Genomic DNA, 16607 nt, shown 5'->3' with positions numbered 1-16607 from the left:
TCGTTGGGTAGGTTCCAATTGATATAATTCATGCAGGTCAAACAGGCTTTCTTGTCGTATAATAGTCATAGGGAGTCTTCCTCCAGTCTTAGAGTTTGTTTGGTCACTTACTCATTTCGACTTGTTAGGGAGGTACTCCTTTTTATGTGTCTTAAACCCCTTGAAGCTCTAAGGAGTTAATTTATGAAATTGATTCAAATGTTACTTGTTTAATAATTTATCTGATATAATACTAAAAAATCGAATGTTAGTTCGTGTTTATAATTGTATATTTTCAGGAGGATGGAATCCATGGAAAATTGGGAAGCTGCTTACTTAGCTGGGGTTATTGATGGTGAAGGAAGTATAACCTTGACACGGATGCATGAAAAAGAACATCGTCGTCCTTGTATAACCATAGCTTCAACTGACAAGGAACTTCTCACTTATATTCATACTTTGACTGGTGGAGGTATTAATAATAAAAAGAATTATAAGCCTAGTATACATAAGGATTCATTCACTTTAAATATAAAGAAAAAGGAAGATGTATTATTTACATTGAAATTTATTACACCTTTCCTAAGAATTGATAAGAAAAGAAAAGAAATCGTGCAAAATGGATCCTTGAAAATTATAATTCAGTGACTCCGCGTAATGGAAAATATAATCCTGATTTATTAACGCAAAAATTAAAATTTGAAGAAGATTTTTTTACGATCTGAATCCTTTACAGAAATAAAAAAACCACCATAATATGTATGGTGGAGACGGTGGGACATGTTATTCCATGCTTTCGACATGGCACTGACTATATCTTGAACCTGCACTTTTACAGGTTCTCCGGCGTATTATGCGAAATGTAATTTTACTCAAATAGTATGAGTAGGATTCCGCATCCTAGTACTACCAACTTTTTGGCAGCCTATGAGTCGATAAATGGCTGTTGGATTGCTCCACATACCACTCGATATTGCCCTATTGCTTCGTTTATCGAAGCAACTTAGGTTTCATCGATAAAGCCGGATTATCACTTTTGTGTTGCCACAAAAGGCGACTATTTACTAATCGAACCCACGTCCAAAGATATCGTGACTTAAGCTTCTACGAGCGTAGTCGATATATTGGCATTTCGCCAGCATATCAGCCTATCGACAGGCTTTTATGTGGCTAGCCTGATTATTCTCTTCCTTCATCCTCAGGCGGTGGAATCCGGCGTAGCCCACTTCAGTTGAGTCCCTTACCCTAGCACATGGGCGATGCAGGGAGGAACCGCAAAGCTACTGTTACGCAGCTACTGCGAGGTTGTTGTTTTCTTTGCCAGTTATAGGCGTTGGCGTTTTAACGAGGCCGACCCCCTCGGCTCGCAACTCAAGCTCGACCTACCCCTGTCGAATCCGTAACGTCCCCATATCAAATGAGTGTTAACAGAAAGTTGCTTGTTGCAAATCGTAATGATCATAACTGGCGACAAAATTAATTATAGCATAAATCGACTGTTTTGTTAATGACCAGCCACGCTTTTTACATTTTTTGGCGTTCTCGGAATGCCTTTTCGATTTCTCGATTAGCGGTTTTCCTTTTAAGATCTTCACGCTTATCGTATTTTCGTTTCCCTTTTCCGATGCCGAGCAAGATTTTCGCAAATCCGTTTTTGAGGTAAAGCTTCAATGGAACAAGTGAATAACCGGTCTCTTTCGTAGCACCGATTAATTTGCTGATTTGTTTCTTGTGTAAAAGCAGCTTGCGTGTACGAAGCGGTTCATGATTAAACCGGTTTCCCTGTTCGTAATGACTGATATGCATGTTATGAAGGAAGACTTCCCCATTTTGAACACGAGCGAATGAATCCTTCAGCTGAACTCGCCCAGCACGGATTGCTTTAATTTCTGTTCCTTGTAAGACAATTCCGGTTTCGAATGTCTCCTCGATGATATAGTCGTGTCGAGCTTTTTTATTTTGTGCGATTAATTTCCCCTCATGACGTGGCATAGCTTCGTTTCCCCTTTCAAACTGCATGTTACATTTTAACAACTTTGGTCAGGAAAAGTCAAGAATGTCGCAGGGTTGACTCACTTACTAGAATTACCTTGGGTACAGTCAGCAACCAAGCCCGCCCTCTCTGTTATCTTTTTTTCTTCTTGCCTTTTTTCTTTTTCTGTACATTCATATAAAATGGCTTGTCTTTTTTATTTTTCTTATTTTTGTTCGGACTTGAATCGCCATTATGTCTTCTGTTCTTTTTCTTCTCTTTCGTTGGGCTCGTACCACCACTTGAAATAACACGAGGACGATCCTTGCGTCTTCGTTCTGCAGGGGCTTTCATACCAACAATTTCAAAATCAATTGCGCGTTCATCAATATTTACGGCAATCACACGAATTTGGAGCTCGTCTCCAATTCTAAATACTTTTCCTGTTCGTTCCCCGATCATTGCATATTGCTGCTGATTAAAATGGTAATAGTCATCGGTTAAATAACTTACATGAACAAGTCCTTCAATCGTATTCGGCAACTCAATGAATAACCCGAAATTCGTTACTCCGCTAATAACACCTTCAAATTCTTCACCGATCTTATCTTGCATGAATTCGGCCTTTTTCAGATCATCCGTTTCACGTTCAGCATCTACGGCACGTCGTTCACGTTCAGACGTATGCTGTGCAATTTCACCGAGAAGATCCTTCCAATGGCTAATCGTTTTTGGATCTGTTTTTCCTTCAATTAAATACGTACGGATTAACCGATGGACAATCAAATCTGGATAACGTCGAATAGGCGATGTAAAGTGTGTATAAAATTCAGTCGACAATCCGTAATGTCCTTGGTTTTCCGGTTCATAGCGCGCTTGCTTCATCGAACGGAGCATTACTTTGCTAATTACTGCTTCTTCTGGTTCACCCTTCACTTCCTCTAAAATTTGTTGCAAGGCACGTGGATGAATCGAGTTTGCCGCTCCACGTACAACATAGCCAAAGTTCGTAATAAACTCTAAGAAGTTCGTAAGCTTTTCTTCATCAGGATCTTCATGAATCCGGTACATAAACGGGACATTCATCCAGTGAAAATGTTCTGCAACTGTTTCATTGGCGCATAGCATAAACTCTTCAATCAACTTTTCAGCAACGGTTCGATCGCGTATTACAACATCAACAGGCTTGGATTCCTCATCAACTAATACGCGAGCTTCGCTAAAATCGAAATCGATTGCGCCCCGGGCAAAGCGTTTTTCTCGTAAAACCTCAGCTAGCTTTCCCATCTGGTCAAAAAACGGGACAAGATCCTTGTAACGTTCTAAAACATCATCGTCTTCACGCAGTAAAATTTTCCGAACATCTGTATAAGTCATTCGTTCATTCGTACGAATCACACTTTGAAAAATTTCGTGGTTCACGACGTCTCCGCTTGGGTTGATTTCCATTTCACAGGATAACGTTAAACGATCCACCTTAGGGTTAAGGCTGCAGATCCCATTCGAAAGTCTGTGTGGAATCATTGGAATTACGCGGTCTACTAAATAAACGGATGTACCACGATCAACAGCCTCCTGATCAATAGCCGATCCTTCTGTTACATAATGACTGACATCAGCAATATGAACACCAAGCTTGTAATTTCCGTTCTCAAGCTTAACGACATTTACTGCATCATCAAGGTCCTTAGCATCAGCGCCGTCGATTGTAACAATCGTTTCTTCTCGTAGATCACGCCGTCCTTCTATGTCTGCTGGGTCGATTTCATCAGGTACTGAGTTAGCATGTTCAAGCGCTGCTTCCGGAAAATCCCTTGGAAGACCGTGCTTGTATATAATCGATAAGATGTCCATACCAGGATCGTTTTTATGGCCAAGGATTTCAATAACCTCTCCTGTTGCGCTGGAACGTTCCTCTGGATAAGATGTAATTTTCACAAGCACCTTATGGCCTTCAACTGCACCATTCGTAGCTTCTTTTGGGATAAAAATATCATTGGGAATCCGTTTGTCATCTGCTGCTACAAATCCGAAGCTCTTATTATCAATATACGTTCCTACAATCTCAGTAACGCCTCTTTCTACAATTCGAATAACCGTTCCTTCAGGCTTCCCATCTCCGGGTCTTGATGAAATCCGTACGAGGACTTTATCGCCTGTCATGGCACCATTTAACTCGGACGCTGAAATATATACATCCTTTTCACTCTTTTGTTCAGGGATTAAAAATGCAAACCCCTTCGCATGTCCTTGTAATTTTCCTTTAATTAGGTTCATTCGTTCTGGGACACCGTAACGGTTGCTACGGGTACGAACCACTTCACCCTGATCTTCCATTTCATTCAAGGTAATGACGAGTACTTTAAACTCTTCCGCATCTGTAACACCAAGCTCCTGTTCGAGCTCCTGTACAGTTAGCGGTTTATAAGCCTCTTCACGCATGAACGCTAAAATATGTTCTTTATCCATCATTCTTTCCCTCCTTTATTATTGTCTAGCTACAGTGACCAGGTTCTCGAGGTCGCTTCAATTTTTCGCTGAACGCATAAAGCGCATTCCTCTCAAAATCTCCAGCGCTTGTCGAACCTTGCAGGGCACTTCCGCTTTTCAGTGTCTAGCTACAGTGACCAGGTTCTCGAGGTCGCTTCAATTTTTCGCTGAACGCATAAAGCGCATTCCTCTCAAAATCTCCAGCGCTTGTCGAACCTTGCAGGGCACTTCCGCTTTTCATTGTCTTGCTGCAGTGACCAGGTTCTCGAGGTCGCTTCAATTTTTTGCTGAGGACCAAGCTAACCCGTTTAAAAATTGTAAAATATCATCATGCAGCTGTTCCTTTTCCTTATCAAGTGTGATGACATGAGATGAGTTTTCATACCACTTAAGTTCTTTTTCATCAGATTCAATTTCATCATGGATGATGTTCGCGCTATCGGTATTGATCATTTCGTCGTTACGTGCTTGCACAACAAATGTTGGTGTATAGATCATGTCGATGTTAGAGCGAACATCTGCCAAAAGATTTTGCAGTGCTTTTAGTGTGTTCATCGGAGTTTTCTTGAATTCGTCCATTTCTTGTTCAATTTGTTCCTCTGACTTTTGCTCACGTCTTTTATATTCGCGGGCATAATCGAGAACACCCTCGTACATCACTTCTTCACTTTTAATATGCATAGGTGCACACATGGATACAATTCCTTTGACGGTTTCGGTATAGCCAAGCTTAAGTGAAAATACTCCACCTAGCGATAGACCAGCTACTGCAATTTCTTCATATCCTTTTTCTTTAAGTTCCTTAAAGCCTTCGAGGACGTCCTTCCACCAATCTTCAGGACCTGTGTGAACAAGCTCTTCTGGTGGGACTCCATGGCCTTTGTAATGTGGAGCTAAACAAGAATAGCCTCTTTTTTGTAAAAACCTCCCTAGCATACGGACATCTGCTGAACTTCCAGTAAAGCCGTGTAAAAGCAATACCCCCCGATTTCCCCCTTCGAAGAAAAACGGTTTAGGTGCTACGATTTTCATGCTGTAATTCCTCTCCTTTTATCCTATCTCTATCTGTATCAGTTAAAAATGAATAGACATGTCGAATGACGTCTTCTTGTTCAACATCGTGACAAATGATGTGTTTCGATTGTGGTAAGTACACAAGTTCTTTTCTTTCACTTTGAATTGTTTCATAAATATATTGAGCACTCTTTTTCGGGACAATACCGTCGCATTCGCCTTGTAAGATCAATGTAGGTGACTTGATTTTTTTAAAGGAAGGCTTAAGCAAGCGGACAAGCTTTCGAAATTGAAAGGTCATTGAAAAAGGGGTCTGTTTAAATTTTTGCTCATATCGTTTAAATAATTCATTTTCAATGAGTTTGCCTTTACAGAGGTCTTTAATCATTACTCTAATGTCAGTTAAGAATTGCCTTGGACTAACATAATAAGCAGCCGCGCTAAGTAGTACGAGCTTATCGATTTTATTAGAAGCTGCAAGATAGCCGGCAATAATACCTCCCATTGAAAACCCGACTAAATAAATGGTATCACATTTTTCCTTTAGCGCTTGAAGTTCAGCCTCTGCAGTATGCACCCATTCGCTGAAAGAAATCCGCTCCATCCTTTTACCAGTATCATGCCCTGGGAACGTCGGGGATACAATTAACCAGTCCGTGTGTCTTTTCAAGTACTTAGTGATGGGCTCAACCTCAAATGGACTTCCAGTAAACCCATGCAGGCATAAACAACCAATCATTCATTTATCTCCTTCTTAACGTGTAAAACAAACAGTCCTTTTATTAGTTTGCCCCTATAGTCGCTCAATAAAACCTTAGATATTAAGGAGTAAATCGCTAACATGGAACCGTGATTGCTTTTCGTCTGACTATATGTATGATAGTAGTAAAAAATAAAAAACAGCAAGCTTTTATACTTGCTGTCCCTAGTTCGATTAATAAACGTAACCGAGAGTTATGGTCAGAATAAAGAATAAGATACCGAGTATAGTCGTAGCTTTTATAAGAACAGCATCCATACCCCGTGCCTTTTGTTTACCGAATAACTGTTCCGCGCCACCCGTGATCGCTCCGGATAGACCGGCACTTTTACCAGATTGTAAAACGACAACTGTAATAAGTGCAATAGCATCAATAATTAATAGGACTAACAAGGTTGTTTCCATTTATTCCACCTCCAACGACACAATACAATACCATAAATGTACCACATTAAAGCCGGAAAATTCAACAAATCTTTTTGGGTGAATATACTGGGAAATGGTGCATGTCATATTATGATTCAACTTGTCGATATTAATACCATGGGGGTGCTTCCACATGGAACAGAAAAAGCAAAGAAAAGAACTTCCTACAGGAACTGACAAGAACCCTGGATTTACTGTGAACGATGATTCCCATCAACCGCTAGACATGCTCATTGAACAGACCGACAGCGGACTAGAAGTAGAACGCAGTAACGTTCAAGCTGACAATGAAGACATGTGACCAATGCTTGTGAAAACAGAGTACCATGCTCTATGACCTTCAAATGCTATCGCTTAACCCTTCCATTCCCAACACAAAAGGACTGTCTCCACCCTCAGGGAGACAGTCCTTATTCCAACAAAATCCTATTATTTATTAATGTTATAAAACGCTTCACCAGCAGCATATTGTGCTGCATAATCAAGCTCGTCCTCTATACGAAGTAATTGGTTATACTTCGCGACACGGTCTGTACGGGAAGGGGCACCCGTCTTGATCTGACCAGCATTTGTTGCAACTGCGATATCTGCGATTGTACTATCTTCCGTTTCACCTGAACGATGTGAAATGACCGCTGTATAGCCTGCCCGCTTTGCCATTTCAATCGCATCAAATGTTTCCGTTAATGTACCGATTTGGTTCACTTTAATCAAAATCGAGTTACCGACACTACGTTTGATTCCTTCAGAAAGCTTTGCTGTATTGGTAACGAATAGGTCATCACCTACAAGCTGTACCCGGTCGCCGATAGCTGCGGTTAACCTTTCCCAACCGTCCCAATCGTTTTCATCAAGTCCATCCTCAATTGAAATGATCGGATACTTCGATGAAAGTTCCTCATACCAAGCGACCATCTCTTCTGAAGTCTTTGTTACCCCTTCACCTGACAAGTGGTATTTTCCATCTTTATATAACTCAGAAGAGGCTACATCAAGCGCAAGCTTAACCTGTTCACCGGCCTTGTAACCCGCTTTTTCGATTGCTTCCATGATGGTTGTAATCGCTTCTTCATTAGAAGACAGGTTTGGAGCGAAACCACCTTCATCACCAACTGCTGTATTCAAGCCTTTTTCCTTCAGTACTTTTTTCAACGTATGGAAAATCTCTGCTCCAATACGTAACGCTTCACGGAATGATTCGGCACCGACAGGCATAACCATGAACTCCTGGATATCAACGTTATTATCCGCATGCTCTCCACCATTTAAGATGTTCATCATTGGTGTTGGAAGTGTTTTTGAATTGAACCCGCCAAGGTAATTGTATAACGATAAACCGAGGTGATCTGCAGCTGCATGGGCAACAGCCATCGAAATTCCTAAAATGGCATTTGCACCAAGTTTCCCTTTGTTTTCTGTACCATCCATTTCGATCAACGTTTTATCAATTGCAACTTGATCTAATGCATCAAAGAATACAAGCTCAGGAGCGATTACTTCGTTAATGTTATTAACTGCGTTTAACACACCCTTACCCATGTAGCGTTCGTAGTCTCCATCACGAAGCTCGACTGCTTCATATTCACCAGTTGAAGCACCACTTGGAACAAGCGCACGTCCCTGTGCTCCTGATTCAAGCCATACTTCAACTTCAACAGTTGGATTCCCTCGAGAGTCTAATACTTCACGTGCAAAAAGATTTACAATACTTGATGGCATAATTCATTCATCTCCTAGTTTTTATTGTGTGTTTAAAAAGTAGACGAATCAGAAACAAGAAGTTCAAGGCACGACAGTTTCGAGGACCGGAATGTATGGATTTAATACATGAGGACCGGAGAAACCGAGTAACGTAGAAATTCGCCGTTTATCATTTGGATACTTTTTAAACTTCCTTTATCAGTGTTTTTCCAGTCATCTCTTTCGGCTGCTTAGCTTGTAGAAGGTCTAATATCGTCGGTGATAAGTCTGCTAAAATACCATCCTTACGCAGTTCAGCACCTTTTTTCGTAACAATAACAGGTACAGGGTTTGTCGTATGAGCGGTCATCGGATTACCTTCCATTGTTATAACCTCATCTGAGTTACCGTGATCCGCAGTGATGATTGCTGCCCCGTCCTTTTCGAGCAGCAGATCAACAACCCTACCAAGACATTCATCGACAGCTTCAATCGCCTTAATCGTTGGCTCTAGCTTTCCTGAATGGCCGACCATGTCGGGGTTTGCGAAGTTTAAAATGATGGCGTCATGTTTGTCCGCTTCGATTTCATTTAGAAGAGCAGAAGTCACTTCATACACACTCATCTCAGGCTTCAAGTCATAGGTTGCGACCTTAGGAGAATCAACTAAGATCCGTTCTTCTCCAGGAAACTCTTTCTCACGCCCACCACTAAAGAAAAACGTTACATGCGGATATTTTTCCGTCTCTGCAATTCGTAGCTGTTTCAAGCCTTGCTGCGCGAGCACTTCTCCAAGTGTGTTATCCAGGTTGGTTGGCTTAAATGCAACCTCCCCTTGAACGGACTCACTAAAATGGGTTAGACAAACGAAATGGAGATCTTTCGGATGTTTGTTTCCTCGTTCAAAGCCACGGAAATCCTCGTTTGTAAACACTTGTGAAATTTGAATAGCACGGTCAGGTCGAAAATTGAAGAAAATGATCGCATCATCATCTTGGACCGTTGCAACAGGTGAACCATCCCCCTTCGTAATAACAGAAGGAAGAACAAATTCATCATGGATTTCATTTTTATAAGAATCCTCTACCACCTCGATAGGATTCTGGTAGGAAGGACCTTCGCCATAAACCATCGCCCGGTACGACCGCTCAACCCGATCCCAGCGCTTATCCCGATCCATTGAGTAATAACGGCCTGAAATGGTTGCAAACTGCCCAACACCTAACTCATCCATCTTATCCTGTAATGCCGTTATGTAAGTCCCAGCTGTTGTTGGACCTACATCGCGACCGTCAAGAAAACCGTGAATGTATACTTTATCCACGTTCTTACGAGCTGCGAGCCTCAGTAATGCGTACAGATGATCAATATGACTGTGAATACCTCCATCCGATAGTAACCCAAAAACGTGGAGGGCTGAATCTTTCTTGTTCACATGATCCATTGCATCCTGGAACGTCTCGTTTTCATAAAATTCACCTTCCTCAATCGAAAGGTTCACTCTAGAAAGGCTTTGATATACGACCCGGCCTGCCCCAATGTTTAAGTGCCCAACTTCAGAGTTCCCCATTTGACCTGCTGGAAGACCCACTGCTTTTCCACTCGCTTGTAATTGCGCATGAGGAAACTCGTTCCAATAGCGGTCAAAGTTCGGTTTTTTCGCTTGAGAAACCGCATTTCCTTTCATTTCATCACGCAGTGCAAACCCATCTAATATGATGAGCGCAACTGGTTTATTAGCCATTATTAACACCTTCTAGCAACTGTAAAAACGATTGTGGCTCAAGGCTTGCACCACCGACTAACGCACCATCAATATCTGATTGATTCATTAGCTCTTTAATTGTTTCCGGCTTCACACTTCCACCGTACTGGACACGCACTTGATCTGCAACATCCTGTGAAAATTGTTCAGCAATCACTGTACGAATATACGAACAGACTTCGTTCGCGTCCTCTGATGTTGCCGATTTTCCAGTTCCAATTGCCCAGATTGGTTCATATGCAACAACAACCTGAGGAACCTGTTTTTCAGATAATCCGCTTAAAGCTTGCTCAACCTGTGTCTTAACAACAGACTTCGTTTCTTCTTTTTCACGCTGCTCAAGCGATTCTCCGACACAAACAATCGGCACAAGATCATGTTTAAAAGCGGCATGTACTTTTTTATTGACAGATCCATTCGTCTCGCCAAACATTTCACGACGCTCAGAATGACCAAGAATCACATATTCAACGTTCAGATCCTTTAATGCAAGAGGGCTGACCTCTCCAGTAAATGCACCACTGTCTTCATGATGCATGTTCTGAGCTCCAATCGCTAACTTTTTTCCAGATGCCTCGTCTACAAGTGTATCCAGAAATAATGCAGGTGCACAAATGACGGAATCGACCTTCTCAACGTCTGGAATTAAGCCGCTTACCTCTTTCACAAAGCTCTTTGCCTCTTCAAGCGTTTTGTGCATTTTCCAGTTCCCAGCGATAATCGGTTTACGCATCACGGAAAACCACCTTTCTTTAGTAAAAATATTTTGTTCAAAAGCAGACGAATAACACAGGAATGTAGTTCAACTAAGTTCGTAACGTCCTGTTACAACGTTGAACCTCCATCCTATTTATCTTTCAGTGCAGCAACACCAGGCAATACCTTCCCCTCCATAAACTCTAAAGAAGCACCGCCTCCTGTTGAAATGTGACTCATTTTGTCAGCAAGTCCAAACTTTTCAACAGCTGCTGCTGAATCGCCGCCACCGATGACACTATATGTATCAGTCGCATCAGCAAGTGCTTGCGCTACGGAAATGGTCCCGTTTGCAAAAGCTTCGAATTCAAAGACGCCCATTGGACCGTTCCATATAACAAGTTTCGATTCTTCGATAACGGATTTGTACTCTTCACTTGTTCCAGGTCCGATATCTAACGCTTGCCAGTCTGACGGAATCTGGTCTATCGTCACAACCTGTGTGTTCGCATCTTCTGAAAATTCATCTGCTACAACTGCATCTTTTGGTATATAGAACTTTACGCCCTTTTGCTCTGCTTTTTCGATAAAAGACTTAGCTAAATCAATCTTATCTTCTTCCAATAAAGACTTTCCGATATCATAACCTAGTGCTTTAACAAACGTATATGCGAGTCCGCCTCCGATAATCAAGTTATCAACTTTATCAAGCAAGTTGTCGATGACATCGATTTTATCTTTAACTTTGGCACCTCCAATGATTGCTGTAAATGGACGGTCAGGATTGGATAGAGCTTTTCCAAGTACATCAAGCTCCTTCTCCATTAATAGTCCAGAAACTCCAGGAAGATGATGGGCGACGCCTTCCGTTGATGCATGTGCACGATGAGCAGCACCAAATGCATCATTCACATATAGATCAGCTAATCCAGCGAATGCCTTTGACAGTTCAGGGTCGTTGTTCTCTTCCCCAGGTTCAAATCGAACGTTCTCAATAAGAAGAACGTCACTATTGTTTAATTTTGAAATCGCTTCGTTCACTTCAGCACCGTAGACTTGATCTGTTTTAATGACCGCTTTATTCAGCAGCTCACTTAGACGCTTAGCAACAGGATCGAGTCGAAGCTCCTCAACAACATTCCCTTTTGGTCTCCCTAAGTGACTTGCCAAAATCACCTTTGCACCTTTTTCAATCAAATGTTTAATGGTCGGAAGTGCTGCGCGGATTCGAGTATCATCCGTTACCTCTCCATCCTTCATTGGAACGTTGAAGTCGACGCGGCAAAAAACTTTTTTACCACTTACGTCCACATCGCGCAACGTTTGTTTTTGCATACGGAAAGCCTCCTTGATTAATGGTTTATATAGAATGTACCCTGAGACCGCTCAAGCGGCTATTCTAGAATAAGTGTTCAATAATTTGATACTAATTCTAATTGAACACCCTCTTATACATGAAAAGAGGAGTAATAACCCCTCCCCTCAACATTCTATATAAAGTTATAGGATTGGTACAGTTTTTCTCGTAAAAAGTATCGAAAAACTGACTTTTTTTAACCTAATCTTACAAACCTTTAGAAGCGATGTATGCAACAAGGTCAACGACACGGTGAGAATAACCGCTTTCGTTGTCATACCAAGAGATTGCTTTTACCATATTCCCTTCCATTACCATAGTAGAAAGTCCATCTACTGTTGATGATGAAGGGTTTCCATTATAGTCACGAGATACGAGTGGCTCATCGCTGTAAGCTAGAACGCCATTTAAGTCACCTTCCGCAGCTTCCTTAAATGCCGCATTTACTTCATCAACCGTTACATCTTTATCAAGCTCAGCTACAAGGTCAACTAGAGAAACGTTTGGAGTTGGTACACGCATTGCCATTCCATTCAGCTTACCTTCAAGCTCGGGAAGGACGAGTGATACCGCTTTTGCTGCACCAGTTGTTGTTGGAATGATGTTTTCCCCTGCTGCACGAGCACGACGATAATCTTTATGCGGAAGATCAAGAATTTGCTGATCGTTAGTATAGGAGTGAACCGTTGTCATCATACCACGCTTAATTCCGAATTGGTCGTTGAGAACTTTTGCAAGCGGAGCAAGACAGTTTGTCGTACAAGAAGCATTTGAAATCACATTATGGCTTGCTGCATCGTACTTCTCTTCGTTAACACCAAGAACAACAGTAATGTCTTCGTCTTTTGCTGGAGCAGAAATAACGACTTTTTTAGCACCCGCTTCGAGATGTTTTGCCGCATCATCACGTTGAGTGAAGCGCCCAGTTGATTCAACAACGACTTCTACACCAAGATCACCCCAGCCAAGCTGAGCAGGGTCACGCTCTGAGAGTACTTTTACTTCTTTTCCATCAATAACAAGGCTATTCTCTTTCACTTCTACAGTAGCATCTAGTCTTCCATGTACCGTATCATATTGTAAAAGGTGAGCAAGCATTTTTGCATCGGTCAAATCATTTACCGCGACGACTTCTACCTCAGGGTTCTTTAATGCTGCCCGCAATACATTACGTCCAATACGTCCAAATCCATTAATTCCTACCTTTGTTGCCATAATCAAATTCCTCCTTGAATAGGTTATCTTTTAGTGAAACATTTTATAAGTGCACGACTCTTTAAGTCTTGGTTCAAAAAGGAGGACAAACAGGGCCGAGAAACTCGAAAGTTCCCTTGAAGTCCGACTACTTAAATCACATCGTGTGATAACGTCGGACTGACCAACTTCGTGTTGGCCCCCGGACTTTTTGAACATCCTCTCTAAATAAGACTTTTGGCAGCTCCTTCATCTGTTATCAAAACCTGACGGGGACCTCGTTTCATGTATGCTGCGATCGCATTTGCCTTACTGCTTCCACCTGCGACAGCAAATATCGTTTTTTCTTCTGTTAAATCATCGAGCTGTAGTCCAACCGTTTTTACTTTGTGAACCACATTACCGATCTGGTCAAAATAGTAACCAAATGCTTCAGCAACGGCATGGTTTGCTTGGACTTTCTCTAACACTTCGGTTGATGACTTCCGCCTTACCGCCATTGTTTCTGCTTCACCAATACCGTGGATCACAATTTCAGCGGACCTTATTAGATCAAGTACTTCCTTGACTCCGGGCTCCTCGACCATCATTTGATACGATTCTTCGCTTAACTGATCTGGAACGTGGAGTAAACGATACTCACCAGACGCTTTTCTAGCCATCGTTGAACATATCGTGTTCGCCTGGTTTTCTACATTCTCTCCAAGGCCACCTCTAGCTGGCACAAAGAGTGGTTGGTTCTTTTTCGTCATTGGTGTCATCATTTCAGCAACAGCAGCTATGGTCGTTCCACCTGTAACAGCAATCTTTCTTTTTGCCTTTAAAAGCGGCATTAGCCTTGTTATACAAGCCTTCCCCATATCTCTTTGGACCCATGAATCGCGGTCACTATCACCTGGAACAATGATGACGTCTTCCAAATTTAATTTTTCCATTAATTGCTGTTCTAAAACATGCAGTCCTGAAACTTGCTTCATGACTTCTTCCAGCTCTAAAAGAACATGATTCCCCTCATCGGTCATCGTCATACCTTGCGGAGATATTTTCAGAAGACCCTGCTGATTCAAAAACTCAACCTCCGCACGCAATACACGCTCTGTTTGTTGGAGATTCACAGACAGGCTCCTTCTTCCTACCGGCTGTAAGTATCGTACGTTTTGCAGGATCCGATACCGATTTTGCATAACATCGAGCAAATCAGGTAATAATTTTCGCTGGACATCGATTAACGTTTCCATCGCAACACCCCTTTCAGGTATGGATCAATAGCGATTCAAGAGAATGAAACCTAAGAAGTAGTTTAAGATGAATGGATCACTATTCACTTTGTATGGACCTTTTTAGTCCCACCCAGTCATATTATGTCCCGGATACCGCAAAAAAATTTACGGCTTACAATTATTATATTAGCAAGTCTTGAGTTTCGCTTCAACTATTTACACTAAAAAAATGTAAGTAAACGCTTTCTTAACGATTCTTTATCAATTAATCCGTATTCGATGTCTTCATCATTCACCTGAACAACGGGAATCATCAACCCATAAGACTCTAACCACTCATCCTTTTTATAAATATCCCGTTCCTCAATTGCAAAATCAAATTCCTTCTGTAATTCTTCAAGAATCAAATACGCTTTATCACACAGTGGACAATTTTTCTTTGTGTAAAATTGGACCTTTAGCATGTTTGGGCTCCTTTTCCTTCTATTTTGCGCTCCAATTATGTAGAAATGACCGATACAACCTGTTTGTTATCCAAAATCGCTACTTTGTTATCCGATTCAAGGCGTTTGTTATCCGAATCGTACAGTTTGTTATCCAGCGGAACAAAGCGGATTCTTCCGCTTTGAATCCTTTTAACTCTAACAGCCAGTCCCTTCCTGCAATAGTAAAAACGGCAAAACGCAACTACTAAAGCGTCTTACCGTTATAAAACAAGACCTTTCCTCTTTGAAGAAGAAGGTATTCGAAGCTCTTCCCGGTACTTGGCCACAGTTCTTCTTGAAACTTCGACACCATCTTTTTTCAGCGCATCAGCAATCTTTTGATCAGAGAGTGGCTTTCGTTTTTCTTCCCCCTCGACCAACCGCTGAATCCGGACCTTCACTTGGGCAGATGACGTGTCTTCCAATTGATTCCCTTTATCGACCCTGGACGTGAAAAGTGACTTAAGAGGGATTGCACCCTTTGGAGTTTGGATTGTCTTATGCTTTACCGCCCTGCTTACTGTTGACTCGTGAACCTCAATTGAGTCGGCCACTTCCTTCAAAGTCATCGGACGCAATGCCACATATCCATGATCAAAAAAGTCCCGCTGTGCACGAATCAAGTATTCTCCCAACCTCGTTAACGTTTGTCTCCTTTGATCGAGGCTACGCTTTAACCATTGGTACTTGTACAACTGTTTTTCAAGATAAGGACGTGCCTCTTTATTATGTTCAAGCATTCTGAAATAACGATCGTTAAGTGTGATTTCCGGAACAAGTTCTTCGTTCATCCGAATCACCAATCGACCACGTTCATCTCTTTCAATAAAAAATTCAGGTTGAACCCACTCCGAAGTATGCCTTGAGAACGCCGAACACGGCCTTGGGTTTAAGGAACGGATCAGCTGTTCCGCCTGATTCAACTCTTCCATTGATACATTTAATTGTTTTGAAAGATGCAACCATTTCTTATCTGCTAAATCTAGCAAATGTTCTTTAATAATTGTACGTGCTAACGGCAGTTCGTAGTTTAGTGCATCATATTGCAGCAACAAACATTCCGAAAGATTACGAGCTCCGACACCGGTTGGTTCAAAACCCTGGATTCGTTCCAACGCGGCATCAACCTTAGCTGTTTCAGTCCCTAACTCTTCCTGCAAAAACGCTAACGAATTATCTATGAAACCATCTTCATCTAAACACAAAATCACATATTCAGTAATTGATTTCTCTTCATCACTAATTTCTAGAAAAGAAAGCTGCTCAAGTAAATAGGACTGCAAGGAGACGTCCTCTGCTTTTATAAAATTAATCGGATTCACATCATCATTCGCTTCATAATACCAAGAGCTTTGATCTGAACGTAGCGATGATAATGCCTCAGACCCCTTTTGGTCAATCGTTGTCGTTTCCTGTAGCTCTACCAACGGATTTTCAACCGCTTGTTGCTCAATAAATTGTGATAATTCTAGTGTAGGGTACTGTAAAATTGTTATCGCCTGACGTAGCTCTTGCGTCATGACAAGTTTCATTGACTGAGTTTGAAAAAGACCTAACTCCATAACAATA

The 16607-nt window shown here is 41.6% G+C and carries 15 protein-coding genes and 1 other RNA gene; 2 read left to right on the top strand and 14 right to left on the bottom strand.

The genetic code is table 11. From position 1 onward, the window contains the following. The first annotated feature begins 291 nt into the window (after positions 1-291). Complete coding sequence (locus NON16_RS23655; RefSeq protein ID WP_257351906.1) at positions 292-627, top strand: LAGLIDADG family homing endonuclease; 336 nt, start codon at positions 292-294, stop codon at positions 625-627. 417 nt (positions 628-1044) lie between these two features. On the opposite strand, the gene ssrA is transcribed toward NON16_RS23655, so the two are convergent. The 6 genes from ssrA to secG form a co-directional block, all read right to left on the bottom strand. Continuing rightward, positions 1045-1381, bottom strand: a transfer-messenger RNA (tmRNA) gene (gene ssrA / locus NON16_RS23650). A gap of 122 nt (positions 1382-1503) precedes the next feature. After that, on the bottom strand, positions 1504-1971 hold the full coding sequence (gene smpB, locus NON16_RS23645; protein WP_257351904.1) for an SsrA-binding protein SmpB: 468 nt from the start codon (positions 1969-1971) through the stop codon (positions 1504-1506). Positions 1972-2104: 133 nt separating this feature from the next. Continuing rightward, a complete protein-coding gene (rnr, locus tag NON16_RS23640; protein WP_257351908.1) occupies positions 2105-4420 on the bottom strand; it encodes a ribonuclease R in 2316 nt (771 codons plus the stop codon). A 297-nt stretch (positions 4421-4717) separates the two neighbouring features. Then, positions 4718-5473: an alpha/beta hydrolase gene (locus NON16_RS23635; protein ID WP_257351903.1), complete on the bottom strand. Its 756-nt coding sequence runs from the start codon at positions 5471-5473 to the stop codon at positions 4718-4720. Next, positions 5454-6194, bottom strand: coding sequence for an alpha/beta hydrolase (locus NON16_RS23630; protein WP_257351902.1), 741 nt, complete (start codon positions 6192-6194; stop codon positions 5454-5456). Before NON16_RS23630 ends, NON16_RS23635 begins: the two co-directional genes overlap by 20 nt. Positions 6195-6389: 195 nt before the next feature. After that, positions 6390-6620, bottom strand: a complete 231-nt coding sequence (gene secG / locus NON16_RS23625) for a preprotein translocase subunit SecG (protein ID WP_257351901.1) — start codon at positions 6618-6620, stop codon at positions 6390-6392. 154 nt (positions 6621-6774) lie between these two features. Between secG and NON16_RS23620 the strand changes: the two genes are divergently transcribed. After that, a complete protein-coding gene (locus NON16_RS23620) occupies positions 6775-6942 on the top strand; it encodes a hypothetical protein (protein ID WP_257351899.1) in 168 nt (55 codons plus the stop codon). Between the two features lie 128 nt (positions 6943-7070). Here NON16_RS23620 and eno read toward each other — a convergent pair whose 3' ends face one another. The 8 genes from eno to rpoN form a co-directional block, all read right to left on the bottom strand. Further along, entirely contained in the window at positions 7071-8360 is a 1290-nt protein-coding gene (gene eno / locus NON16_RS23615) for a phosphopyruvate hydratase (protein ID WP_257351898.1), read from the bottom strand. Between the two features lie 166 nt (positions 8361-8526). Further along, a complete protein-coding gene (gpmI, locus tag NON16_RS23610; protein WP_257351897.1) occupies positions 8527-10065 on the bottom strand; it encodes a 2,3-bisphosphoglycerate-independent phosphoglycerate mutase in 1539 nt (512 codons plus the stop codon). Beyond that, entirely contained in the window at positions 10058-10819 is a 762-nt protein-coding gene (tpiA, locus tag NON16_RS23605; RefSeq protein ID WP_257351896.1) for a triose-phosphate isomerase, read from the bottom strand. Before tpiA ends, gpmI begins: the two co-directional genes overlap by 8 nt. A gap of 113 nt (positions 10820-10932) precedes the next feature. Then, complete coding sequence (locus tag NON16_RS23600; protein ID WP_257351895.1) at positions 10933-12117, bottom strand: phosphoglycerate kinase; 1185 nt, start codon at positions 12115-12117, stop codon at positions 10933-10935. Between the two features lie 229 nt (positions 12118-12346). Then, complete coding sequence (gap, locus tag NON16_RS23595; RefSeq protein WP_257351894.1) at positions 12347-13354, bottom strand: type I glyceraldehyde-3-phosphate dehydrogenase; 1008 nt, start codon at positions 13352-13354, stop codon at positions 12347-12349. Positions 13355-13557: 203 nt separating this feature from the next. Beyond that, positions 13558-14571, bottom strand: a complete 1014-nt coding sequence (locus tag NON16_RS23590) for a sugar-binding transcriptional regulator (protein ID WP_257351893.1) — start codon at positions 14569-14571, stop codon at positions 13558-13560. 203 nt (positions 14572-14774) lie between these two features. Further along, the gene (locus NON16_RS23585) at positions 14775-15017 is read right to left on the bottom strand and encodes a glutaredoxin family protein (protein ID WP_257351891.1); all 243 of its coding nucleotides are present in this window, start codon (positions 15015-15017) and stop codon (positions 14775-14777) included. A gap of 242 nt (positions 15018-15259) precedes the next feature. Beyond that, a complete protein-coding gene (rpoN, locus tag NON16_RS23580) occupies positions 15260-16600 on the bottom strand; it encodes an RNA polymerase factor sigma-54 (RefSeq protein ID WP_257351889.1) in 1341 nt (446 codons plus the stop codon). Positions 16601-16607: the final 7 nt, after the last annotated feature.

Origin of the sequence: Pseudalkalibacillus decolorationis, assembly GCF_024609785.1 — a bacterium.
GTDB classification, from domain to species: Bacteria; Bacillota; Bacilli; order Bacillales; family Fictibacillaceae; genus Pseudalkalibacillus; species Pseudalkalibacillus decolorationis.
Note: the sequence above shows the minus strand (reverse complement) of the source record. Positions and strands in the feature narration are given on the sequence as shown.

Excerpts from the sequence above, each read along its gene's own strand:
- NON16_RS23655 (WP_257351906.1), top strand. The coding sequence starts at position 292 with ATGGAAAATTGGGAAGCTGCTTACTTAGCTGGGGTTATTGATGGTGAA.
- smpB (WP_257351904.1), bottom strand. The coding sequence starts at position 1,971 with ATGCCACGTCATGAGGGGAAATTAATCGCACAAAATAAAAAAGCTCGA.
- rnr (WP_257351908.1), bottom strand. The coding sequence starts at position 4,420 with ATGGATAAAGAACATATTTTAGCGTTCATGCGTGAAGAGGCTTATAAA.
- NON16_RS23635 (WP_257351903.1), bottom strand. The coding sequence starts at position 5,473 with ATGAAAATCGTAGCACCTAAACCGTTTTTCTTCGAAGGGGGAAATCGG.
- NON16_RS23630 (WP_257351902.1), bottom strand. The coding sequence starts at position 6,194 with ATGATTGGTTGTTTATGCCTGCATGGGTTTACTGGAAGTCCATTTGAG.
- secG (WP_257351901.1), bottom strand. The coding sequence starts at position 6,620 with ATGGAAACAACCTTGTTAGTCCTATTAATTATTGATGCTATTGCACTT.
- NON16_RS23620 (WP_257351899.1), top strand. The coding sequence starts at position 6,775 with ATGGAACAGAAAAAGCAAAGAAAAGAACTTCCTACAGGAACTGACAAG.
- eno (WP_257351898.1), bottom strand. The coding sequence starts at position 8,360 with ATGCCATCAAGTATTGTAAATCTTTTTGCACGTGAAGTATTAGACTCT.
- gpmI (WP_257351897.1), bottom strand. The coding sequence starts at position 10,065 with ATGGCTAATAAACCAGTTGCGCTCATCATATTAGATGGGTTTGCACTG.
- tpiA (WP_257351896.1), bottom strand. The coding sequence starts at position 10,819 with ATGCGTAAACCGATTATCGCTGGGAACTGGAAAATGCACAAAACGCTT.
- NON16_RS23600 (WP_257351895.1), bottom strand. The coding sequence starts at position 12,117 with ATGCAAAAACAAACGTTGCGCGATGTGGACGTAAGTGGTAAAAAAGTT.
- gap (WP_257351894.1), bottom strand. The coding sequence starts at position 13,354 with ATGGCAACAAAGGTAGGAATTAATGGATTTGGACGTATTGGACGTAAT.
- NON16_RS23590 (WP_257351893.1), bottom strand. The coding sequence starts at position 14,571 with ATGGAAACGTTAATCGATGTCCAGCGAAAATTATTACCTGATTTGCTC.
- NON16_RS23585 (WP_257351891.1), bottom strand. The coding sequence starts at position 15,017 with ATGCTAAAGGTCCAATTTTACACAAAGAAAAATTGTCCACTGTGTGAT.
- rpoN (WP_257351889.1), bottom strand. The coding sequence starts at position 16,600 with ATGGAGTTAGGTCTTTTTCAAACTCAGTCAATGAAACTTGTCATGACG.